Raw genomic sequence first — 22,872 nt, 5'->3', positions numbered from 1 at the left:
ACTTGCGCGCCAGCCGCGGCGGCAACTAATGCTGAGGCAGTAGAGACATTGAATAGATTAGCGCCATCACCGCCCGTACCGACGATATCGACTAAATAGTCGCAACCTTTAGGCTCGATATTAGCAGCGAGTGCGCGCATGGCACTGGCCGCTGCGGTAATCTCGTCAATAGACTCGCCCTTCATACGTAGGCCCGTCAATACAGCGCCCATCATAGCGTCGCTACATTTGCCTTGCATAATGATCAGCATAACCTCACGCATCTCATCAAAGGTCAAATCGATACGTTGCAAGATTCGATCTAAAGCACTTGTCAATAGCTTATGTATTTGATCATCAGAGAGCTGTGCGATGTCTTTGTGCGTAGAGGTACTAACTTTTGAAGCACTAACGTTTGATGTGCTTTGAGTGGTATCTATGGTCATAAAAAATCACTTATTTATTATATTTTTAGGTAAAGGTATGATTAACGAAGTTATTTAATAATAATGGTTAACTCACTTCAGGCAATTCATCTACGCCTAGCACCTCTAAATTATGCGTGATCAAGAAGTTATTAAGAAGCTGATAGCCTGCAAGGCTCAAGATAGACTCGGGGTGAAATTGCACGCCTTCAATAGCAAAAGTTTTGTGACGTACACCCATGATCTCCTCAATGCTACCGTCAGTATTCTGTGTCCAAGCGGTTACCTCAAGACAATCAGGTAGGCTTGCCTTATCTACGACCAATGAGTGGTAGCGAGTGAATTCAGACGGATTAGGCAAACCTGCAAACACGCCTTTATCATTGTGATAAACCGCAGACAAACGCCCGTGCATCACCTCACCCGCTTTGACTACCTTACCACCAAACGCCTGCCCAATCGCCTGATGACCCAAGCAGATACCTAATATAGGTATGACCCCTTTGAATGTTTCAATGACTTCTAAGGAGATACCAGCACGATCAGGGTCACAAGGGCCCGGTCCAATGACGATGACATCTGGCGTCAGCGTCTTGATTTGCTCAATACTCGTCTGATCATTACGCCATACCGTGATGTCCTGTTTAAGCTCACCGAAGTATTGTACGATGTTGTACGTAAAGCTGTCGTAATTGTCGATCATCAAAATCATGGTATTCTCTTTTTTGTCTATGTATCAAAAGCATTTATTACTAAAATATAAGTCACGAATGCTTGAATCATATGAGCTTACATTAAGGACGCTCAAATCTATTTTAAGCTAAACATACCAGCACATTGTCACTTTACTTTTATGAGGTAAAGAATATGCAATGCAAGATATCTTACCACTATTTTATCAGGTATCAAGCCATCAGGACGAGCAGCAATTTATTATCGCTAATCGATACATCCTAATGTCATTGAGGTTTGGGTTAGAATCAAGCGTCAGCATATAATGCACCAAAGCTATCTGTTCTATCAAAATTGGTGCGAGTTATGCATTTATTTGGTGCATAAGATCCTGTTATTTATCACGTGATTCTCGGAGCACTAAGGCGACAATCGTAAAACTATGCTAAGTCTCTACGTACTTAATAAAGCAAGAGCAGCTTATCTATATTGACTTTGTCGATTAAATCTATCTCTACTTTTAAGTTAAATAATATAAAGTGGCACAGCCGTTGCATCCTGTTTAAATGAGACACCGTCATGAGTACGGTAACTGTCACAAGTACGTTAACAATCATGACTTGATCGTTAACATAGCCAATTTGGGCAATCATTTTAAAGTTTGTGCGCAGAAGGTAAATATCAGTTCAGCAATGTTGTGCAGATATTGCTAAAATAGCGCCGATAACGAGACAAAGTTTTTTAAGATAGCCTTATTAGTAAGTTATTAAGATACGGCTTGTACTTAGCAATAAGTACTTAGTAACGAGCAAATAAAACTTAAATTGTAATACTACGATAACCTCAACGGAGACTGTTTATGTCGAATAAATTACTGGATCTTATCGAATCAACCAATGCCAAGTGGGTTGACTTTCGTTTTACCGACACTCGCGGTAAAGAGCAGCACATCAGCTTTCCAGCGCACAGCATTGACGAAGATGTGATGGAAGATGGCAAAATGTTTGACGGCTCATCAATCGCAGGCTGGAAGGGCATTGAAGCCTCAGATATGATCTTGCGCCCTGACCCTGAGACTGCTTTTTTAGATCCGTTCTTTGATGCAGTAACGATAGTTGTGACTTGCGACATCATCGAGCCATCAACCTTGCAGGGTTACGATCGCGACCCACGCTCTATCGCTCGCCGCGCTGAGGAGTACTTAAAATCTACAGGCATTGGTGATACCGCTTATTTTGGTCCAGAGCCAGAGTTTTTTGTCTTTGATGATGTTAAATGGTCAATCGATATGTCAGGCGTCAGTCATAAGATCACTGCTGAAGAAGCAGCTTGGTCGACGAATGAGACTTATGAGTGGGGCAACATGGCGCATCGTCCGCGCGTCAAAGGTGGCTATTTCCCAGTACCCCCTATCGATAGCTCGCATGATATGCGCGCGGTAATGTGTGAGCGTATCGAAGAGATCGTCGGTGAGGGCACAGTAGAGGTACATCATCACGAAGTCGCTTCTTGCCAGTCTGAGATTGGTGTTGCGTTCAATACTATGGTTCGTAAAGCGGACGAAGTACAGCAATTAAAATATGTCGTTCACAATGTCGCCCATCAGTTTGGCAAAACAGCTACTTTTATGCCAAAGCCAATCGTTGGTGATAATGGTTCAGGTATGCATGTACATATCTCCATCTCAAAAGACGGCGTCAATACTTTCTCAGGTGATGAGTACGCGGGTCTGTCTGAGACCGCGCTGTATTTCGTTGGTGGTATCATCAAACATGCGCGTGCTTTAAACGCGATTACTAACCCATCGACCAACAGCTACAAGCGTCTAGTGCCGCATTATGAGGCACCGATTAAGCTGGCTTATTCTGCCTCAAACCGCTCAGCGTCTATTCGCATTCCACATGTGAGCAGTCCAAAAGCCGTTCGCGTCGAAGCACGTTTTCCTGATCCAACAGCGAATCCATACCTTGCTTTTGCCGCACTACTGATGGCGGGTCTTGATGGTATTCAGAACAAGATGCATCCAGGTGAAGCGGCTGACAAGAACTTGTATGACTTGCCACCAGAAGAAGAAGCACAAATCCCAACGGTAGCTGAGAGCTTAGAAGTTGCCCTACAAGCCTTGCGTGATGATCATGAGTTCTTGTTAAAGGGTGATGTCTTCACCAAAGATATGCTAGACGCCTTTATCGCACTAAAAGAAGAAGAAGTTCAGCGTGTTAATGTGACCGTACATCCTGTCGAGTTTGACTTGTACTATAGCTGCTAGTGAACACTTAGAGCTTTTAGTGGTTTAATCTCATAATAACCAGTTAAGTTAATCTTAGCTGGTTTTTTATGGTTTATGGTTTGGTAGTTAAACTGTTGCTATAAATTTGATATTGTCTCTGCTAAAAATTACATTATCAAAGCCACTACTGAATCAAATTTAAAAATAAAGCATAATAGTCGTCATTAAATATTATTAACATAGGTCAACTTACTATGATGCCAACTTTTAAAATGAAGTCTCTAATGAATAATCGAGCAGTAGCTCTGCTGGCAGGTTTGATGATAGGGTCAGCCAGTCTTTGTGCGCCTTTGGCCAATGCCGCCTCAATTTATAAAGTCATTGACGAGCAGACCGGTCAGGTCACTTTTACCGATCGCCCGCAAAACTACGAGCAGCAAGCCGGCAAACAGGTCATAGACACTAATGTCAGTACTGGTAACGAGTCGAGTCGTTCAACTAATAATCAATCAACTAACAATAGTAGTAGCCAATCTAATCCTGTTAACTTAGCAACGATAGAGCCTACAGCACGTGCGCCGATAAATTATCAACTGGCTATGATCGAACCTAGTGAAGAGCGTGCTTACCAGCGCCCAGGACAAATCATCACTGTCAATTTGCAACTGAGTCCAGCGCTACAGACTGGGGACAGCATCAGTATCTATATAGACGATCAACTAATATCGCAAGGAATTACCGCATCGATTGCGACGGTCAACCTCAATCCAGGTGAGCACACCATTCAAGCGATAATACAAAATAGTACAGGACAAGTCGTTAATCGGATTAGTCGCACTGTCTACGTCATCCAAAATACCGCTATCTTGCAAAATAAAAAGCGAGTTGCGCAGCAGCTTCAGGCTTATCAAAACTTGCCTTGGCATCAAAAACTACGACTAAAAATGCGTCGAGACAGTACTGTCTCTAAATAAAAATAGTTGCAAATAAAAGTGCTAAAATCAGAAAAATTTTTCATAATAAAAAAAGGTCAGCACTAATAATGCTGACCTTTTGGCGTTATAAGTTGACGTTATTTGTTTAGCTCAATCGTACCGTTGGCAGTGACTGAGATGGTGCTATTACCAGATTCAAAGTTTTGACTGGGAATTGAGGACTCCGCATCAGCGGCGCGCATTGAGCTATACATAGGGCGCGGGAAGTTATTGTTACCCGTATTAAGATTAACCGTGATGACGCGATAGCCACGAGCATCCCAAGCACGGGTCAAGTTTTTAGCCTGCTGCTGAAAGGCGCGGGAGGCGTCAGTCATTAGCTTTTGCTCAAGCGCGTCCTTTTTAATCTCAGAGACACCAAAGTTTAGATTATTCATCACCAAAGTCTCTTGCAAGTCTGCTATGAGTTGGCTAGTCGCGGTGAAGTCAGTACTTTTTAGATCGATATTTGCTTGTCCTGTCCAACCAATGATTTTGTCATTCTTATCATAACGGGGATAAGTACTTTGCTGACCGGTACTCACCGTTACAGTAGGGTAGCGTTTAGCGATCGCTAAGGCTCTGTTAATAGAGGTATTAAGCGTCGTTGCTAAGGTTTTGGCATCAGTTGCTTGTGCTTTTTTATACATACTAGCGCGCACTTCGTCATTAGCAATCTCCTCTTTGACTTCTGTCTGAAAGCTAATTTGGTCATAACCAGTCGGTTCAGCATGAGCAGGGCTCATCATCGCTGTAAGCAGTGCTGCGCTACTGGTAGCCATAATAGTTTTAATAATTAGTGTTGTTTTCATCATGTTCTCCTTGTTTTAAACTGTTAATTATTATTAATGAAGCTTATTTATTAAAGATATTTTTTAGACTTAGTTAACATAGCAAATTTTACGCTTAATACCATAAGTATTTTGTCAGGTAAGTTGCTACTTTCTAAAGCTTATAATAAAGAACGTTTACGATAGGGGTTGTAAAAAGCCAAAAAGTGAGTATAATTTGCAACTGGTGGCTCCATTGGTAGCCTCGCAACAGTGTTCTATGAACCCCGCCAGGACCGGAAGGTAGCAACGGTAATAGATTCATTGTGTGCCGAGGATGTGCTGATGGAGTCGCTTTTTTTTGCCTAAAATTTGATAAATGCCTTCGCACTTACTTATACTAGTATAATATCGTTATACTCATCTCAATTGCCTTTAAACTCTTTTAATACCTTAATGATAAGTAGGATAGTCGTCACCCATGAGTGATATCCAAGACACGCAGCATCAAACGCCAACTCCTATACCGCAATCATCAGTTACCCAAAGACTGATGCAACAGCGGCAGATTTTGGCGATGATGGGTATCGGACAATGGGTGCAGCCTGATTCTTTGACGTTAAACATCGATGATATAGGGATAGCTGAGGAACAAATACTGGTATCAGCGCCAGTTGTCATAGATAGTGCTTCAGATACAAGCCTTGAGTCAAGTCGTCACTCACAAGCACCGGCGCAAGATACGCCAGTTGCTGAGATTAGCGAAAACCAAAGTGTTGCTGGTGATGATATAAAACCGAACTCTATTGCCGAAGCGGATTACCATTTTGATAGTATCGATCCTGTAGAATCCTCTGTAGCCCCAGCCATAGCACCACTTTTAGATCAAGTCACAACTTTGACTCCTCACTCTTACAGTGATGACAAAGAGGATTTTGCAACGCAAGATAAAGTAGCCCCCTTTGATTTACAAGGCGCACGTTACAGCAATTGGGTGCTAATAGTCGATATCCAAGCGTTAGATAGCAACGGTCAAAAACTGTGGCAAAATATCGTTCAGGCTTTATCATTAAACTGCGAAACCACCTCTTTTCCTATCTGTGCTGGCATGGATACCGCTGAGCTTGCCAATGCCAGTTTGGCAGGCTATATCTTTAGGATTGGTAGGAGCGAGGAGATACAAGTTGCTGCATTGACCGAACTACCTGAGGGTTTGACGCATCCTAAGCTAGCTCAGGTACCAACGCTAAGTGTAATGCTTACAGATAGTATGCTTAAGCGCGAGCTCTGGCAGCAGATATCTAGCTGATAATTCTGCAATATCATTTACAATTATCCTTTTTTATAAAAACTCAGATAAAATACTCCCTTTTATATCTTCCTATTTAGGATAGTGGCTATGTCTTTAAATAATATGTCTTCAAACAATGCGTCTACCAATACAACTTCAGCATCTGATACCTCAGCGCCGCATCGTCTGCCTAATTTTTGTGCAGGTCCTGCGGCTATACCAACCGAAGTCTTAGCATGCGCGCAAAGTGAGATGCTTGATTGGCAAGGTCGCGGCGTCTCAGTTATGGAGATGAGCCACCGTAGCAAAGACTATATGGCCATTGCCCAAAAAGCTGAGACTAAATTACGCTCCTTGATGGCTATTCCTGATAATTATAAAGTGCTGTTTTTGCAAGGCGGCGCCAGCTTACAGTTTTCAGCGATTCCACTGAATCTGTTAAATGGCGGTCCAGCAGATTACCTAACAACAGGCGCGTGGTCAGGCAAGGCGATAAAAGAGGCCAAGCGTTACGAGGCGCTCGGTCTGGGTGGTATCAATCAAGTTGCCACGGGCAAAGACAGTAATTTTACTACTGTGCCTGCTATGAGCGAGTGGCAGCTTAGCGATAATGCTGCTTATTTTCACTACTGCGCCAATGAGACCATTCACGGGTTGCAAATCTTTGAGCCGCCGCAAGTTGAGGCGCCACTTGTCGTTGATATGTCTTCATGCATCTTGTCGCAGCCGATTGATGTGTCTAAATACGGGATGATTTATGCAGGCGCGCAAAAGAACATCGGTCCTGCAGGTTTGCTCATCGTCATTATTCGTGACGATCTATTAGATCAAGCCAGCGAGTGGTGTCCGCTGCTGCTCAATTATGGTCATCAAGCCGACAAAGAATCGATGTCGAACACGCCAGCCACCTATTCGTGGTATTTAGCGGGTCTTGTCTTTGATTGGTTAGAAGCGCAGGGCGGGGTCGAAGCCATCGGTAAGATCAATCAGCAAAAAGCCGATTTGCTATATCAGACTATCGATGACAGCGACTTTTATCATAATCCCGTCGAGCCTGAGTATCGCTCTATCATGAACGTGCCGTTTACTCTAGCAGATAGTAGTTTGGATAAAGTATTTTTAGAAGAGTCAGAGCAGGCAGGGTTGCTAAGTCTAAAAGGTCATCGTGACGTCGGCGGTATGCGCGCGAGTATCTACAATGCGGTGCCACTTGAGTGGGTACAGCTATTGGTGGACTTTATGAAAGACTTCGAAAAAAAGTATGCTTAATAAGCTGGTACAATTATTGGATAAAAAGTAAATACTAAAAACGTAGCTCAATATGGGCTGCGTTTTTTTGTGACTGTTTATAAAATGTTTGTCTGGGCGCAAGCACTCTTGCAAATCATTAGGTTAAAAAAGCTAAGTTTGTTATGATTAAATTTTACAGCTTGCCTAAACTGATGATGGTTTTTGATGAGCTGATGATAAGCTGCCGAATGGATTGAGTTGTTCTAGTCTCTATTATGATAAAAAAAGCTACCCTACAAAATGCCTTGCTAAGTTCCGCCATAGGCGCTGTGATCTGCTGGATACCAAGCAGCGTAGCAGCGCCCATTACGACTCAAGCGCTCGGTCACAACAGCACTGCTGAGTATATTGACGCGCCTTTTATGCCCTATGCCAATCCTGATGCACCAACAGGCGGTACGCTATCCCTAGATGCGCGTGGCACCTTTAATAGTGCCAACAAATGGATGACCACTGGAGTGGCGATGGTCGGTACAGATTATCTGTATGATACCCTTATGACCGGCTCACTTAATGAAGCCTTTACTATGTATCCGCAGCTGGCGACAAAGGTCACCTATGATCCCGATGATGCCAGCTGGATTATCTATCATCTTAACCCAAAGGCGCACTTTTGGGAGGGATCGCCTGTGACCAGTACGGACGTCAAAGCGACCTATGATGCGATACTGACTAAAGGGCCGATGTATATTCGTAGTTATTTGAGCGATATTAAAGAGGTGCAAATCATTGATGAGCATCAAGTTAAATTTGTCTTTAACAATGCGGATAACAAAGAGATACTGCTCACTGTTGGTCAATTTCCAGTCTTTAAAAAATCCTCCGTAGATGCCGACTTTGAGAGTATTAGTCTGACGCCACTTATCGGTAGTGGCCCCTACAAGCTTGGTCGCGTCGACGCTGGGCGCTCAGTCAGTTATGTGCGTGACCCCAATTATTGGGGACGCGATATTATGGTCAATCGCGGTCGTTATAATTTTGATATGATTAAGTTTGTCTACTATCAAAGTGATGAGATTGCCTTTGAAGGGTTTAAATCGGGTCAATACCGCTTTCGTCCCGAAAACAAAGCCTCAAACTGGGCGACGGGCTATAATTTCCCAGCGGTCAAAGCAGGCATGATAAAAAAAGAATCGATCACCAGTCAAAACCCCGTACCAATGCAGGGGCTAATTATGAACCTGCGTCGTCCGCTGTTCCAAGACATCCGGGTACGCCAAGCGCTAAGCTTAGCCTATGATTTTGAGTGGATGAATAAGACCTTGTTCCATGATCAGTATGAACGCCTGCAAAGCTTTTATCACGGCTCAGAGCTAGCAGCGACTGGCGCGCCTTCAGATCTTGAGAGGCAAGTACTAGCACCGCTTTTAGATGAGCTTGAACCCATTCACAGACAAGGCGTGCTGGAGGATTGGCAAGTAGAGATGAGCGATGGCAAAGGCTTTAATCGGCAGGGGTTACTAAAAGCTCGGCAGTTATTGCTCGATGCTGGGTTTTATTATGATGATATGAAACTTTATCAGCCCAATGGTACGCTAGCGCAAATTGAGATATTGATGACAGGCGAGACCATGGGGCGGGTATTATTGCCCTATATTCGCAACCTTGAGCGTTTGGGGTTTGATGCCACATTGCGTCAAGTTGACGGCCCGCAGTATTTTGAGCGCACGCGTAGCTATGATTATGATATGACGGTTGATGTCTTTGCCCAAAGTCTATCACCTGGCGCTGAACAAGCCGCCTTTTGGGGTAGCGCCGCTGCGGACGAGCCTGGTAATCATAATACAATCGGTATCAAAAATGCCGCTATCGATAGTGTGGTCGAGTCCCTTATCGCTGCCAAAAGCCGTGACGAGATTATTTTGTACACTCAAGTACTCGATCGCTTGTTGCGCGCTGGTCATTATCTAGTACCCTTGTATGGTAAGTCTGAGACGAATGTAGCGTACTGGGATCAGTATCGTCATGCTACTTTGCCAACTAATGCGGTGGGTATTGACTACTGGTGGGTAGACAAAGAAGGCGAGCGCCGCGTCAATGAATATCTGGGTCAATAGTTGCACAACCTAAAAAGTTTATCGCTTAGCATCAAGACAATAAATGAAAATAACTTCTAGTAAGGATTTACCATGAGTATTCAAATCCATCCGATTAAAGCTTTTACCGATAACTACATTTGGACGCTGATTAATAAGAATAATAAACAGGCGATAGTTATCGATCCAGGTCAGTCAGCGCCCGTTGCTGACTACATGAAAGCGCATGATCTAGAAATGACCTCAATTTGGACGACCCATCATCACTATGATCATGTTGGCGGGGTTATGGAGTTACAAGAGTATTTTCCGATGACTCATATCGTCGCCCATAGTGAGCACGGCGTTGAAGAAGATCAAACGGTCAAAGACGGTAGCACAGTGAGCGCTTGGGGTCATTCCGCACAAATATGGGATATACCGGGACACACCGAAACGCATATCGCCTACATCCTAGATATCGATGGACAAAAGCACGCGTTTTGCGGAGACACCCTGTTTAGTGGCGGCTGTGGTCGCGTCTTCACAGGCACTATAGAGGAGCTCTATGACAGCCTAAGACGTCTAAACGAGCTGCCTGCTGATACGTTGCTGTATCCAGCGCATGAGTACACCGCTAACAATTTGCGCTTTGGTCTTAGCATAGAGCCAGATAATCAAGCAATGATAAAAGCCTTGGCGCGAGCTGAGGAGCTGAGCGAACAAGGCATACCGACGCTGCCTGTCACTTTAGAGCATGAGCGCGCTATCAATGTGTTTATGCGAGCGAATGAGCCAAGTGTCATCGCTGGCGTGAGTGCTAAAAGACACTTAGAGGATGATAAATCTTTAACGGTATTTGCAGCACTGCGCGAGCTTAAAAACGATTTTTAAAACTTTAAGTTTCTTGGCTTTTGCTATCCATTGATTTGTTTTTTGCTCGTCTCTTGTACTTAGGAAATCGTCACTATGGGCCGTTATATCTTAAAAAGACTACTGCTGATAGTGCCGACGCTATTCTTAATTTTGCTGGCTAATTTTGTCATTGTGCAAGCCGCCCCTGGTGGTCCTGTCGAGCAGCAATTAGCACTTATCGAACAAGGCGCAAAAGATAGCGCCATAAATGGTGGCGTGGGCGCTGGCAGTTCAGGAAGCAATAGCACCTATCAAGGCACACGCGGACTCTCTGATGACATGGTCGCTGCGATTAATGCTCAGTACGGCTTTGACAAGTCCGCGCCAGAACGCTTTTGGCTCATGCTTAAAAGTTACGCGCAGCTCGATTTTGGGAAGTCGTTCTTTAAAGGTCAAACCGTAACCGATTTAATTATCGAAAAGCTGCCTGTTTCCATCTCACTTGGGCTTTGGAGTACGCTACTCATTTATATGATTGCTATTCCACTTGGTGTTTATAAGGCGATGCATCATGGCTCAGCGGTAGACAAGGCAACGGCGATGCTACTTGCAATTGGACATGCTATACCAGTATTTGTATTCGCCGTAATTTTGCTCGTATTCTTCGCAGGGGGCAGTTATTGGAATATTTTTCCACTACAAGGACTGACCTCTGAGAACTTTGATCAATTAACGACACTCGGCAAAATTAAAGATTACTTTTGGCATTTAGCGCTCCCGCTGCTCGCTAGTACAGTAGGCGGCTTCGCTGGATTAACTTATTTGACCAAGTTTAGCTTTTTAGAAGAGCTGGGCAAGCAGTACGTATTAACCGCGCGCGCCAAAGGTTTGGGCGAGCGCCAAGTGCTCTACGGTCACGTCTTTCGTAATGCTATGCTGATCATCATTGCGGGTATTCCAGCGGCAATCGTTGGTATTTTCTTTGCGGGCAACTTTTTGATTGAGATTATCTTTAAGCTTGATGGCTTAGGTTTGCTCGGCTTTGAAGCCATTCAGCAGCGTGATTATCCTGTCATTTTTGGAACGTTATTTATCTTTACCTTAGTTGGTCTGCTATTACAGCTTATCAGTGATATCAGTTATCATCTGATTGACCCTCGCATTGATTTTGAGGGTCGCTAATGTCAAGTCAGCATTCTATTGTGACCCCTTTATCCCAAACAAAAAAACGCCGCTTAAATCCTGTTTGGCAAGCGCGGCTGGATCGTTTTCGTCATAACCGTCTCGGCGTTATCTCTCTCATTATTTTCACGATTGTTTTTGTCATCTGTATGGCGGTCAATGTGATTGCTAATGATAAGCCTTTACTTGTCAATTACGATGGTGACTATTATGTCCCTGTGCTAAAAGCCTATCCCGAGACGGCCTTTGGCGGGATATTTGAGACCGAAGCTAACTATAAAGATCCTGCGGTACAAGCATTGATAGAGTCTAAAGGCTATCTTCTCATGCCGCCCATTGCCTTTGCCGATCAAACGCCTAACGTTGAGCTGGGGCTGCCATATCCTGCGCCGCCCAATAGCCAAAACTGGCTGGGCACCGATGATCAAGGCCGCGATGTATTGGCTCGTATCCTTTACGGCATGCGCGTGTCACTCCTATTTGGCTTAGCGTTAACGCTAGCAGGTGCGTTTATCGGTATTATCGTCGGTGCTATTCAAGGCTACTATGGGGGCTGGGTGGATCTGGCAGGTCAGCGATTTATGGAAGTCTGGGGCGGGATGCCGCAGCTGTTTATGATTATTATTTTAGTCAGCCTATTTAGCCCTAGCATTACCATATTGTTCGGGCTCATGCTGCTCTTTGGTTGGATGGGACTGGTGGGTCTGGTGCGCGCTGAGTTTTTGCGCGCCCGTAATTTTGATTATGTACGTGCGGCGCGTAACCTTGGCGTATCTGACACGCAGATTATGCTCAAGCATATCTTACCTAATGCTTTGGCGTCTAGTCTATCGCAGCTACCTTTTATATTAACGGCTAATATCATTGCACTCACCGCCCTAGACTTTTTGGGTTATGGTCTACCGCCAGGGTCGCCGTCCTTAGGTGAGCTGATGGTACAGGGCAAAAACAACCTTGATGCACCGTGGCTTGCCTTATCAGGATTCTTTAGCTTAACCTTTATTTTATCCTTACTAATATTCATAGGTGAGGCGCTACGAGATGCGTTCGATCCGAGGCGCTCATAATATGATGACACCTATTCAAAAAGAGCCGTCCGCAGTGCTCGATCAGACCAACAAGCATGCAAAAGTTATGCTGACGGTCAATAATCTATCCATTGTGACGGATACCAGTATAGCGCTCGTAGACAAGCTCAGCTATCAGCTGCGTCAAGGCGAAACGCTGGCTATCGTAGGGGAGTCAGGCTCAGGCAAATCTATCGCCAGTCTTGCGCTGCTCGGATTATTACCTAATAGTCTGATAGTGAGCGGTGAGGCGCAATTGGCTCACGCTTCAGATAGGGCTCCTCAACCAAAAGCCAATAGCTTGCCGATAGCCAATAGCAAGTCGCGCAATCAGTCCCTCAGGCACATTCGTGGTCAGCGTATCGGTATGATATTTCAAGAGCCGATGACGGCGCTCAATCCGCTTCATACGGTTGCTAAGCAAATCGCTGAGTCGCTACGTTTGGTTGGTGTACCTAAAAAAGAGTGGCGCGCGCGTAGCATTGCACTATTAAACGACGTCAATATCACAGACCCTGCGGATAAGCTAAGTCGCTATCCGCATGAGCTCTCAGGCGGTCAGCGCCAGCGCGTGATGATAGCCATGGCACTGGCGCAGCAGCCTGATATTTTGATCGCCGACGAGCCAACCACAGCACTTGATGTCACTTTGCAACATGAGATATTGGCGCTCTTAAATGATTTAAAGCTTGAGCATAATATGGCGATGATACTGATCAGTCATGATCTCAATCTAGTTAAGCGCTATAGCGATGAGATTATCGTTATGCGCCAGGGTCAGACGATAGAGCAGGGTCAAACCTCAGATATCTTTGCTCAGCCAAAAGCGGACTATACGCGCACCCTTATGGCACAAGACTTTGGTCAAGCGCTTAGTCTATCTAAAAGCTGTGACAGTGATGTCAAGGTACTAGAGGTTGAGCAATTGGGTGTGCAATTCCCTGTAGAAAAAAGCCTATTCGGTGGCACCAAACGCTGGTTTGCGGCGGTCAGTGATCTAGATATGACCCTAAAGGCGGGCGAGGCCTTGGGTGTGGTCGGTGAGTCGGGCTCAGGTAAGACAACGACGGCGCTTGCATTAAGTAGATTACTCAGTAATCAAGCCAAGGTGAACGGGCAAATTACCATCGGTGGTCAAGACATCACCAAGCTGTCCAAAAGCGAGCTACGGGAGTTTCGCGCGCAGATTCAAATGGTGTTTCAAGACCCCTTTGCTAGTATTAACCCGCGTATGACCGTTATGCAAATTATCGAAGAGGGGCTACTAGTACAGGGGGTAGCAAAAGTGGCGCGCCAGCAAGCGGTCATAGACAGTCTGGCGACGGTGCATCTACCTAGTGAATTTATCCATCGCTATCCGCATGAGCTCTCAGGCGGTCAACGTCAACGAGTAGCGCTGGCACGAGCACTCGTTATGCAGCCGCAACTGCTGATATTAGATGAGCCAACCTCAGCACTAGATAGTACGACGCAGGTGACGGTAGTCAAACTGCTGCGCGAGATTCAAGCCAATCTTAACATCAGCTATGTGTTTATCAGTCATGATCTAAAGGTTGTACGGGCTTTGTGTCAGCATATTATGGTACTCAAAGACGGCAAATGTATCGAGTCAGGAGCAACTGAAGAGATGTTTAATCAGCCGCAGCACCCTTATGCCAAACAGTTATTACAAGCGAGCATGGCATAAACCATAGCACTCCTAAAACAGTTAGAACACATCAGTTCATAGTATTCATCACACACGAAAAATCCTAGTGGTACAATTGAATACAATACGTAAATCTGGTCAAACCCCTACCATTACTAGTGCTGCGAGCTCATTGAGCGACTAAGGTAGATGGTCTTTATACTATCTTTTATCTAAAAGGATTTTTTTATGAGTAAAAGTAAACTTCCTGTTATCTCCACTTTGATGAACAACGACAGCTTGCAACATGCAGGTTATCTAGCCGTTGCTAAAACCCGTGCCAAGGTGTTAAAAGTTGTCTCGCACTTGATTCCTGTTCCAAGACCGCTATTGTATGTCGGTGAAGAGGCTTGCTTTGAGCTGTGCGACATGATTATCAACGAAGGCAGCACTAACGTATTGATCGTCACTGATGAGGTGCTAAACAAACTTGGCGTACCGTCAAAAGTCACCGATTATCTGGACAAGCATAATATCAACTACCATGTTTATGACGGTATCACCCCAGACCCTACTTTTGCTGTGGTCGAAGAGGGCTTGAGTGAGTCTATAAATAACAATTGTGACTCTATTTTGGCCATTGGTGGCGGCTCAGTCATTGACGCGGCAAAGATGATCGCTATGTCACAAGGCAATAACTGCAAGCCGCAAAAGCTTATCGGTATCTTAAAAGCGCGCAAGTCCTGTATGCCGCTGTACTGTATTCCAACGACTGCTGGTACTGGTTCAGAAGCGACACTTGGTGCGGTTGTGTCAGACAATGAAACGCATCAAAAAGCGCTATCAATCGACCCTAGAATGATACCTCGAGCCGCTGCTATCGATCCTGTGATTATGAAAGGCATGCCCAAGCATATCACTGCTGATACTGGTATCGATGTCTTAACTCATGCATTAGAGGCGTGGATGAGTGTCAATGCTAGCGTTGAGACCGACTACTACGCCGCTTCTGCGACCAAAGCGGTCATGCACTATTTGCCTATCGCCTATAATGATGGCGGCGATCTAAAGGCAAGAGAGGAGATGGGAATTGCCGCGCATTACGGCGGTATCGCCTTTAATAAGGCTGGCCTTGGCTACGTCCACGCTATCGCTCACCAGTTAGGCGCGCATTATAGTATTCCTCACGGTCGCGCTAATGCGATCGTACTGCCATACGTGCTGGATTTAAATCGTAAATCAAGCGAAAAAAGACTGGCAAAACTGGCTAGAAAAATCGGCATTATCGAGAGCACGCAAGCGGATAAAACGGATAAAGAGCTGGCGAGCTACTTTATCGAGCAAGTGCGCGCTTTGATTGAGTCAGTCGGTATCGATCCTACCGTTAAAGGTATGAAGGAGAGTGACTTTGATGCTATTGCCAAAGCGGCTGCCAAAGAAGTCAGCGACACTTATGCTGTGCCTACTTACATGCCAGCGTCAGGCATCAAAGATATCCTATCTAAAATTAAGGCGACTAGTGATGAGCGCGCTGCTAAAAGTGACAAAGTGGCTTAATTAGGTTTATTTATCAAGTCAGCTACAAATAAGCACATTACTCAAAGGGTAGTGTGCTTTTTTAATATAAATTTATTCGATATGATAAATAGCCTAAGCTATATATTTATCTACTATAGGCTACTATTGTTCAGTTTTATTATAAAGTGAGACTAACTCGTTAAATATTTATAACAAAATAGGTATGTTACGGTGATATGTAAGGAGTATTATAAAATGATAAACACCTTATTTAATACCTAATATTTAGGATATGCTAATGAATAATAAATCGAAAATAGGTTTTATTGCGACTATCGCTATAGCCGGTAGTGCTTTTATTACAGGCTGTGCGTCTACAGAGAGCAATACAACCGTCAAAAACCCTAATGCCGAAAACCCCTATGCGCCGACCGATACAAATTTGGCAGTCGCAACTGTAGCTGGGGGATGTTTTTGGTGCGTGGAGGCGGGGTATGAAAAGATACCTGGCGTGGTAGAAGTAGTATCAGGTTATAGCGGCGGTCAGACGGTCAATCCAACTTACAGCCAAGTATCAGCTGGCGGTACGGGTCACACTGAGGCGGCTCAGGTATATTATGATCCAACCAAAATTACCTATAACGGTATCGTACAAGCGTTATGGCGTATTGCTGATCCTACTGATGATAAAGGTCAATTTGTTGATCGCGGTACCCAGTATCGTCCTGCTATTTTTTATAATAACGAGCAAGAAAAACAAATCGCTGAAGCGGCTAAGCAGCAACTGCAAGCCTCTGGCGTATACAAAAAGCCAGTCGTGATCGAGATCGTCCCTGCCAGCACTTTTTATCCTGCTGAGGACTATCATCAAGACTATTATAAGAAAAACCCGCTACGCTATAAGGCTTATACCTTTAACTCTGGTCGTTATCAGTTCATTGAAAGTGTTTATGGCAAGGATTATGAGTTGGATTTTACTCAATTCAAGCCTACTAGTAATAGTATGCAGAATGCTAGTGCCGCACAGACTGACGCTCCAGAGACCTCTAAGATGACATCACAAAGCATAAATACTGTTGGTTTTAATCCGCAAGCCTTTACTAAGCCTAGTCAAGATGAGCTCAAAAAGTCACTGAGTCCTATGCAATACAAAGTCACTCAGCAAGATGGTACTGAGCGCGCCTTTAGCAATGAGTATTGGGATAATAAAGAACCTGGTCTGTATGTCGATGTGATATCGGGCGAGCCTCTGTATTCTTCACGCGATCAATATAAGTCTGGCACAGGCTGGCCAAGTTTTACGCGTCCACTCAACCCTAACTTAGTCGTTGAAAAAGAAGACAAGGGTTTTTTCTCAACGCGTACCGAGATACGTAGCCGCTATGCTGACTCGCATTTAGGTCATGTGTTTAATGATGGCCCAGCACCGACGGGCATGCGCTACTGCATGAATTCTGCCGCAATGCGCTTTGTACCGCTTGCGAAGATGGAAGAGGAAGGCTATGGCGCGTGGATTGACGATGTCAAGCCTGTTGCATAAGGTTTATATTACTTACATCTAAATATTAACCACCATCTAAACATTAACCACAAAAAAGCCCACTATTTGCTCAAATAGTGGGCTTTTTGCACTGCTATATTAATGAGAGCTAGAAAAAATAAGAGCTAGAAGGCTGGTCGGCGCTTAGGTACGGCGTCCAAAAACTCGTTACGTGCCTGATTATCGTGCTTATACTCGCCAAGCATAGCCGTGCTTCGCGTAGTCGAGTGCTGCTTGCTAACTCCGCGCATCATCATGCACATGTGTGAGGCGTCCATGACAACTGCTACGCCGCGGCAACCCGTCACATCCATAATGGTCTGCGCGATCTGCTCGCTTAGGTTCTCTTGAATTTGCAGGCGGCGCGCGAACATATCGACGATACGCGCAAATTTCGATAACCCTAAGACTTGACCATTTGGCAGGTAGCCGATGTGAGCCACGCCATGAAAGGGCAACATATGATGCTCACATAGTGAATAAAACTCGATATTTTGCACCAGTACCAGCTCGCGATTGGTCGATGGAAACACCGCGCCGTTAACCACTTCGTCAAGGCTTTGATGATAGCCTTGCGTCAGATGCGCAAAAGCCTTTGCCGCACGAATAGGCGTATCTTGTAGACCAGGACGACTCAAGTCTTCACCAGTTGAGTCGATCAATTGACGATAGGACTCAGTGCTTTCTTTGTAATCTACTAATATCGCATTGTTGCTCATAAGTTTGACCGCTATCAAAAATGTGGGTATCGCTTTGTGCTAAATCTGGCTCTAAAAAATGTATCAGCCAAAACCTAATAACTTTGTGCAGGGTTTAAAGGGCTGTGATTATACTTGAAATAATGACAACTTCATACCGCTATGACCGATACACCGATATGTATGACTACAGTCTCAATAAGCGTACGTTGGTAATCCAGTGCAGTTAGTTTACGACTGTTTACTTAACTAAATTAATGTATAATGAGTAGCATATGACTACCATTCTCTATTAGCTCAAACCTCTAATCACGTTTATCAATTAATAAGGATATTTTATGCTACTTCAAGGACAGCGTTTTGTCGTCACAGGAATCGCCAGCAAACTCTCTATCGCATGGGCTATTGCTGAGGCACTTCACCGTGAAGGCGCTTCTCTTATTTTGACCTATCCCAATGATAAAATAAAAAAACGTGTAGATATGGCGGCCGAGAAGTTTGAAGCGGATTTGGTACTAGAATGTGATGTGGCGTCTGATGACTCTATTGCTGCCTGTTTTGAGCAAGTGACCCAGCATTGGGGTGATGGTATTGATGGCGTAGTACACGCGATTGGTTTTGCACCGATGGATCAGCTCGATGGCGACTTTGTGAGTGCCACAACTCGCGAGGGCAGTCACATTGCTCATGACATCTCAAGCTATAGCTTTGTGGCATTAGCCAAAGCGGCGCGTGAACTTTTAGCAATGCGTCACGGTTCGATGCTGACGTTGACCTATGAAGGTAGCATCTCGGTATTGCCAAACTACAATGTAATGGGCATGGCAAAAGCCAGCCTTGAGGCTAGCGTGCGCTATTTGGCAACCTCTATGGGCGGTGAGGGTATTCGCGTTAATGCTATATCAGCAGGTCCTATCCGCACGCTTGCGGCAAGCGGTATCAAATCTTTTCGAAAAATGCTCGATATCAGCGAAAAAATCGCTCCCTTGCAGCGCAATGTCAATCAGACGGAAGTTGGTAATGCCGCGTTATTCTTATTATCACCTTGGGCATCCGGTATCACAGGTGAAATTATGTTTGTCGATGCAGGCTTCAATACCGTTGCTATCAGTGAGCAGCTCATGATGCTCGATGAAGCTGATAAGTAACTTTGTAAACTACGTCAATATGTTCTACATTCAAAAGGCAGCCAATCGGCTGTCTTTTTTGGTTATAATAATCCACTTTTGCTTACCTGCTACTGAGCGCTTATGATTACCAAATTACCAAGATGGATACTCTGGGGCGGGGCAGTACTAGCCTTTAGCGCAGGCTCGGTCAATACCATAGCGCTGATGGGCTTTACTAATCTATCCGTCTCACATGTCACTGGCAATGTCAGTCTATTCTCAGCCGCCATTGCTTACTTTGATGGTCGCAGCATTTTGTATATTGGCGCATCCTTGCTGTCATTTTTAGCAGGCGCTATTTTGAGTGGCTTTGTCATTGGGCAGACCTCTCTTAAATTAGGCCGACGTTACGGACGAGCATTGTATATCGAGGCGGCATTATTATTGCTGAGCCACTGGTTGTACCAACAGCAGGATTACTTAGGACAGCTGGCTGCTGCTATGGCTTGCGGATTACAGAATGCTATGGTCGCAACCTACAGTGGCGCCGTCATTCGTACCACACATCTAACAGGCCTGACCTCAGACATGGGTGCGGCGATTGGTAATTGGCTGGCAGGGCGCTCTATCAGTAAGCCGACGCTTGGTTTTCAAGCGATTATTTGGTATTGCTTTTGCGGCGGCGGGGTAGTCGGGGCGTTTCTTTATGCCAAAATCTCCTACGGCGCTTTGTTTGTCCCCATAATAATCGTGCTTATCGCCGCCTTTGTCTATAACCACGCTTCAGATCGCTTGCCTGAAAAGCGTCAACTTGCAGACCCCAATTTGCACAAAAAAAAGCGCTCATCATCATGATAAGCGCTTCGTCATTACTCTTGCTAAATAACTATTACAAAGATATCAGTTACTTCTCTTCTTCTTCATGATCTTCATGATCATGCATGCCTTGCATCATATCGAGTGCTGAATCATCCGTACGTTGCTGATCTTTTTTGGCTAGATCATCTTGATTAATGTCAGTAGGGGCAACTTTAGTTGTTGGGTCCGGCTTATTACGATCCGTCATACGGTACTCCTGTTGGTTTATCATATGCCTAGGTTTTTGTAGATTATAGACATTTACTCATTTTGAGTGAACCTATCAATTATGTAATACGAAGTTTGACTTGTACAGACGCTAATGAGGTCTGTTTGGTATCGATGTGTAACGATGAACAGGTATAAAAAATACTTATATAGTGAATAAAAGATAGTATGCTAATACTCTAAATCGACAAAAATTTGTTAAAATGACCAAGTTTATCTTCTCATAAGGGACTCACTTCCCATACGACTCAACATCAGTGACAAGGACATTGTATGTCAGAATCTAAATTAGATAGCCACTTGCCAAAGGATGGCAACGAGTATTTATTTACCGACACTTTCCCTAAAGGAACGGGAAAAGGGCTAATAGTCGTCGCTATAGCGGCTGTCATTAGCTTTATTATTTATAATGTATTACCCTTTGATAACAGCGCCAATAAAGGTCTGGCTCTACTATTCTTTATTGGTGCCTTATGGCTAACCGAGGCGCTACATGTCACTATCACTGCCTTGTTAGTCGTGGTCATAGGAGCTTTGATAGGGATTCCTAATTTTAGTGCCAAGATTGGTTTACAGAGCTTTGCCAGTCCCATTATCTACCTGTTCTTTGGTGGGTTTGCTTTGGCCGCCGCCTTGCATGTACAGCAACTGGATAGAAAAATCGCCTTAAAAATCATCTCCATGTCAGGCGGTAAGCTTGGTACTGCAGTGTTTTTGATATTTGGCGTTACCGCGTTCTTATCGATGTGGATCTCTAATACCGCAACCGCCGCTATGATGCTGCCTCTAGCACTAGGTATCTTGACGCAAGTGGATCGCGAAAAAGACCGCGGCACCTTTGTGTTTGTCCTCTTAGGTATCGCTTATTCAGCCAGTCTTGGCGGACTAGGTACGATTGTAGGATCGCCGCCCAATGCCATCGCCGCAAAAGCGCTCGATATCGCCTTTGTTGATTGGATGAAGTTTGGTATTCCTATCATGCTCGTCATGCTACCGCTGTTACTAGGCGCGATGTATTTGGTACTCAAGCCCAATCTTAATCGGCAAGTCACCATCTCTGACGAAGCGCCTATTCCATGGAATCGTCCTAGAGTCGTGACCATCATTGTCTTTATCATCACTGCGCTAAGCTGGATATTCTCCAAAAAGATCGGTGCCGCGCTCGATATTGCGGATACCGATGCTATTATCGCGCTGTCAGCGGCGGCCGCTGTGGTCAGTTTGGGCTTGGTATCTTGGAAGCAAGTCTCTGATAATACCGACTGGGGCGTGCTCATGTTATTTGGTGGCGGTATTGCGCTATCGACAGTGCTCAAAGTCTCAGGCGCATCCCTAATACTTGGTCAGACCGTCGCCAATGCTTTATCTAGCGCGCCGATTATTGTCGTTATGATTGCCATATCTGCTTTTATTATCTTCTTAACTGAATTTGCCTCTAACACCGCGTCTGCTGCGTTATTAGTTCCTGTGTTTGCCGCCATTGCTGAGCAAATGGGCTTGCCGCAAGAAGTGCTGGTCTTGGTCATTGGTATCGGTGCATCGTGTGCCTTTATGCTGCCAGTCGCCACGCCGCCCAATGCCATCGTCTTTGGCACAGGACTCATCAAGCAATCTGAGATGGTGCGCACAGGGGTAGTGCTTAACCTGATCTCAACCGTCGCTATTGGGCTTTGGGCGTATTTCTTTTTACTATAACTCTTGCATACTACAAAACTTATTTCTCCCGATGTTTAAGCGAGTCTTAGACATCGGGATTTTGTTATCATCAAAAGCAAAAGACTAAAAAGCAGGGCCTCAGCATGACACAATGACAAGCATACAAATATGCAGGTTAGTGCTCAGCGCTTTTTCATACTCTGCCTCGGCGCTCGTCCCTCGCGCAAAAGCACACGCTTTGCATAAGCAGTAGGACATAGACAAGGATAGTTTAGGTAATCGCCCTCAAAAGTGATACAGTGCTATAGATAGAGTAAGTCTTAAAGTCAACCCATTAAAAGCATTTAGATAAAGGATACGCATTAATATGGCTCTAAATATGCACTTCAAAAACGGCATGATCCGTAAAACGCGCGGTTATATCTCAGATGATCTCATTCCCACCCTTTATCAAATTCATGACAATAGCAGTTTTGCACAATTAACTTGGCTTATTGATAACCTTTATGACAACCCAGAGATTGAGCCTGATATTGCCAAGGCACTCGCTGATGAGTTAGTTGCGTTTGAGACCTTAATACTATCTATGCATCTACCTTTCCCTAGAATACCACTACAAAAATTGCATACTTTCTTTACGCAGGCGGCTACTAATGAGCAGGTTATTTATACGCGTAGTGAATAACTGTGCCAGCCTATACCTCTTAATCTTATAAAGCTACTAGATCGATAAGCAATGAGCTTATGAATGAGTATCTTGCGAATTGGCAAAAGATATCTCGTTGCTAAGCGAACACAAACCTATCTTGAATCACGCCCAAAATATCCCCATAATCTAAGCACTTTTAAATAATAAATAGCCTAAGCAAATATGTCTAATACCGTAGA

General features: G+C 44.6%; 19 protein-coding genes, 1 other RNA gene and 1 pseudogene. 16 read left to right on the top strand and 5 right to left on the bottom strand.

Features of this window, described 5'->3' with window-relative positions; all coding sequences use genetic code 11:
- Both trpD and ACTXGO_RS02030 read right to left on the bottom strand, forming a co-directional pair.
- Positions 1-425 (bottom strand): annotated as a pseudogene (trpD, locus tag ACTXGO_RS02035) (anthranilate phosphoribosyltransferase); the annotation flags it as partial.
- 67 nt (positions 426-492) lie between these two features.
- A complete protein-coding gene (locus tag ACTXGO_RS02030; protein ID WP_443573249.1) occupies positions 493-1,116 on the bottom strand; it encodes an anthranilate synthase component II in 624 nt (207 codons plus the stop codon).
- Between the two features lie 813 nt (positions 1,117-1,929).
- On the opposite strand from ACTXGO_RS02030, the gene glnA reads away from it, so the two are divergent.
- Together glnA and ACTXGO_RS02020 are read left to right on the top strand one after the other, a co-directional pair.
- Entirely contained in the window at positions 1,930-3,345 is a 1,416-nt protein-coding gene (gene glnA, locus ACTXGO_RS02025) for a type I glutamate--ammonia ligase (protein ID WP_443542354.1), read from the top strand.
- A gap of 215 nt (positions 3,346-3,560) precedes the next feature.
- Positions 3,561-4,280: a DUF4124 domain-containing protein gene (locus ACTXGO_RS02020; protein WP_443542303.1), complete on the top strand. Its 720-nt coding sequence runs from the start codon at positions 3,561-3,563 to the stop codon at positions 4,278-4,280.
- Positions 4,281-4,378: 98 nt separating this feature from the next.
- On the opposite strand, the gene ACTXGO_RS02015 is transcribed toward ACTXGO_RS02020, so the two are convergent.
- Positions 4,379-5,092, bottom strand: a complete 714-nt coding sequence (locus ACTXGO_RS02015; protein ID WP_435951036.1) for an SIMPL domain-containing protein — start codon at positions 5,090-5,092, stop codon at positions 4,379-4,381.
- A 212-nt stretch (positions 5,093-5,304) separates the two neighbouring features.
- Between ACTXGO_RS02015 and ffs the strand changes: the two genes are divergently transcribed.
- The 10 genes from ffs (at position 5,305) to msrB (ending at position 17,435) form a co-directional block, all read left to right on the top strand.
- Positions 5,305-5,401, top strand: an RNA gene (gene ffs, locus ACTXGO_RS02010) — signal recognition particle sRNA small type.
- Positions 5,402-5,531: 130 nt separating this feature from the next.
- Complete coding sequence (locus tag ACTXGO_RS02005) at positions 5,532-6,359, top strand: DNA polymerase III subunit psi (RefSeq protein ID WP_435948933.1); 828 nt, start codon at positions 5,532-5,534, stop codon at positions 6,357-6,359.
- Positions 6,360-6,464: 105 nt separating this feature from the next.
- A complete protein-coding gene (gene serC / locus ACTXGO_RS02000; protein ID WP_443573251.1) occupies positions 6,465-7,610 on the top strand; it encodes a 3-phosphoserine/phosphohydroxythreonine transaminase in 1,146 nt (381 codons plus the stop codon).
- A 236-nt stretch (positions 7,611-7,846) separates the two neighbouring features.
- Positions 7,847-9,688: an extracellular solute-binding protein gene (locus ACTXGO_RS01995; RefSeq protein ID WP_443542305.1), complete on the top strand. Its 1,842-nt coding sequence runs from the start codon at positions 7,847-7,849 to the stop codon at positions 9,686-9,688.
- A 72-nt stretch (positions 9,689-9,760) separates the two neighbouring features.
- Positions 9,761-10,540, top strand: a complete 780-nt coding sequence (gloB, locus tag ACTXGO_RS01990) for a hydroxyacylglutathione hydrolase (RefSeq protein ID WP_443542307.1) — start codon at positions 9,761-9,763, stop codon at positions 10,538-10,540.
- A gap of 75 nt (positions 10,541-10,615) precedes the next feature.
- Positions 10,616-11,683, top strand: coding sequence for a microcin C ABC transporter permease YejB (locus tag ACTXGO_RS01985; RefSeq protein WP_435948930.1), 1,068 nt, complete (start codon positions 10,616-10,618; stop codon positions 11,681-11,683).
- On the top strand, positions 11,683-12,750 hold the full coding sequence (locus ACTXGO_RS01980; RefSeq protein ID WP_443542309.1) for an ABC transporter permease: 1,068 nt from the start codon (positions 11,683-11,685) through the stop codon (positions 12,748-12,750). Before ACTXGO_RS01985 ends, ACTXGO_RS01980 begins: the two co-directional genes overlap by 1 nt.
- 67 nt (positions 12,751-12,817) lie before the next feature.
- Positions 12,818-14,437: an ABC transporter ATP-binding protein gene (locus tag ACTXGO_RS01975; protein ID WP_443573250.1), complete on the top strand. Its 1,620-nt coding sequence runs from the start codon at positions 12,818-12,820 to the stop codon at positions 14,435-14,437.
- A 189-nt stretch (positions 14,438-14,626) separates the two neighbouring features.
- A complete protein-coding gene (locus ACTXGO_RS01970; RefSeq protein WP_443542311.1) occupies positions 14,627-15,934 on the top strand; it encodes an iron-containing alcohol dehydrogenase in 1,308 nt (435 codons plus the stop codon).
- A gap of 259 nt (positions 15,935-16,193) precedes the next feature.
- Complete coding sequence (gene msrB / locus ACTXGO_RS01965) at positions 16,194-17,435, top strand: peptide-methionine (R)-S-oxide reductase MsrB (protein ID WP_443573248.1); 1,242 nt, start codon at positions 16,194-16,196, stop codon at positions 17,433-17,435.
- 125 nt (positions 17,436-17,560) lie between these two features.
- Here msrB and folE read toward each other — a convergent pair whose 3' ends face one another.
- Positions 17,561-18,154, bottom strand: a complete 594-nt coding sequence (gene folE / locus ACTXGO_RS01960; protein ID WP_317198809.1) for a GTP cyclohydrolase I FolE — start codon at positions 18,152-18,154, stop codon at positions 17,561-17,563.
- 317 nt (positions 18,155-18,471) lie between these two features.
- Here folE and ACTXGO_RS01955 point away from each other — a divergent pair, with 317 nt between their 5' ends.
- Both ACTXGO_RS01955 and ACTXGO_RS01950 read left to right on the top strand, forming a co-directional pair.
- On the top strand, positions 18,472-19,281 hold the full coding sequence (locus tag ACTXGO_RS01955; protein WP_435948926.1) for an enoyl-ACP reductase FabI: 810 nt from the start codon (positions 18,472-18,474) through the stop codon (positions 19,279-19,281).
- A 102-nt stretch (positions 19,282-19,383) separates the two neighbouring features.
- A complete protein-coding gene (locus ACTXGO_RS01950) occupies positions 19,384-20,097 on the top strand; it encodes a YoaK family protein (RefSeq protein ID WP_443542313.1) in 714 nt (237 codons plus the stop codon).
- Positions 20,098-20,146: 49 nt separating this feature from the next.
- Here ACTXGO_RS01950 and ACTXGO_RS01945 read toward each other — a convergent pair whose 3' ends face one another.
- Complete coding sequence (locus tag ACTXGO_RS01945) at positions 20,147-20,308, bottom strand: hypothetical protein (RefSeq protein WP_317198806.1); 162 nt, start codon at positions 20,306-20,308, stop codon at positions 20,147-20,149.
- Positions 20,309-20,601: 293 nt separating this feature from the next.
- Here ACTXGO_RS01945 and ACTXGO_RS01940 point away from each other — a divergent pair, with 293 nt between their 5' ends.
- Both ACTXGO_RS01940 and ACTXGO_RS01935 read left to right on the top strand, forming a co-directional pair.
- Positions 20,602-22,023 (top strand): SLC13 family permease, encoded by a 1,422-nt coding sequence (locus ACTXGO_RS01940; protein WP_443573247.1) that lies wholly within the window; start codon positions 20,602-20,604, stop codon positions 22,021-22,023.
- A gap of 328 nt (positions 22,024-22,351) precedes the next feature.
- Positions 22,352-22,669 (top strand): hypothetical protein, encoded by a 318-nt coding sequence (locus ACTXGO_RS01935; RefSeq protein ID WP_443542317.1) that lies wholly within the window; start codon positions 22,352-22,354, stop codon positions 22,667-22,669.
- The last annotated feature ends 203 nt before the right edge of the window (positions 22,670-22,872 follow it).

The organism is Psychrobacter sp. T6-1, assembly GCF_052258445.1.
Note: the sequence above shows the minus strand (reverse complement) of the source record. Positions and strands in the feature narration are given on the sequence as shown.

Bases quoted from the DNA above. Each gene is read 5' to 3' on its own strand.
- ACTXGO_RS02030 (WP_443573249.1), bottom strand. From the start codon at position 1,116: ATGATTTTGATGATCGACAATTACGACAGCTTTACGTACAACATCGTA.
- ACTXGO_RS02020 (WP_443542303.1), top strand. From the start codon at position 3,561: ATGATGCCAACTTTTAAAATGAAGTCTCTAATGAATAATCGAGCAGTA.
- ACTXGO_RS02015 (WP_435951036.1), bottom strand. From the start codon at position 5,092: ATGAAAACAACACTAATTATTAAAACTATTATGGCTACCAGTAGCGCA.
- ACTXGO_RS02005 (WP_435948933.1), top strand. From the start codon at position 5,532: ATGAGTGATATCCAAGACACGCAGCATCAAACGCCAACTCCTATACCG.
- serC (WP_443573251.1), top strand. From the start codon at position 6,465: ATGTCTTCAAACAATGCGTCTACCAATACAACTTCAGCATCTGATACC.
- ACTXGO_RS01995 (WP_443542305.1), top strand. From the start codon at position 7,847: ATGATAAAAAAAGCTACCCTACAAAATGCCTTGCTAAGTTCCGCCATA.
- gloB (WP_443542307.1), top strand. From the start codon at position 9,761: ATGAGTATTCAAATCCATCCGATTAAAGCTTTTACCGATAACTACATT.
- ACTXGO_RS01985 (WP_435948930.1), top strand. From the start codon at position 10,616: ATGGGCCGTTATATCTTAAAAAGACTACTGCTGATAGTGCCGACGCTA.
- ACTXGO_RS01980 (WP_443542309.1), top strand. From the start codon at position 11,683: ATGTCAAGTCAGCATTCTATTGTGACCCCTTTATCCCAAACAAAAAAA.
- ACTXGO_RS01975 (WP_443573250.1), top strand. From the start codon at position 12,818: ATGCTGACGGTCAATAATCTATCCATTGTGACGGATACCAGTATAGCG.
- ACTXGO_RS01970 (WP_443542311.1), top strand. From the start codon at position 14,627: ATGAGTAAAAGTAAACTTCCTGTTATCTCCACTTTGATGAACAACGAC.
- msrB (WP_443573248.1), top strand. From the start codon at position 16,194: ATGAATAATAAATCGAAAATAGGTTTTATTGCGACTATCGCTATAGCC.
- folE (WP_317198809.1), bottom strand. From the start codon at position 18,154: ATGAGCAACAATGCGATATTAGTAGATTACAAAGAAAGCACTGAGTCC.
- ACTXGO_RS01955 (WP_435948926.1), top strand. From the start codon at position 18,472: ATGCTACTTCAAGGACAGCGTTTTGTCGTCACAGGAATCGCCAGCAAA.
- ACTXGO_RS01950 (WP_443542313.1), top strand. From the start codon at position 19,384: ATGATTACCAAATTACCAAGATGGATACTCTGGGGCGGGGCAGTACTA.
- ACTXGO_RS01945 (WP_317198806.1), bottom strand. From the start codon at position 20,308: ATGACGGATCGTAATAAGCCGGACCCAACAACTAAAGTTGCCCCTACT.
- ACTXGO_RS01940 (WP_443573247.1), top strand. From the start codon at position 20,602: ATGTCAGAATCTAAATTAGATAGCCACTTGCCAAAGGATGGCAACGAG.
- ACTXGO_RS01935 (WP_443542317.1), top strand. From the start codon at position 22,352: ATGGCTCTAAATATGCACTTCAAAAACGGCATGATCCGTAAAACGCGC.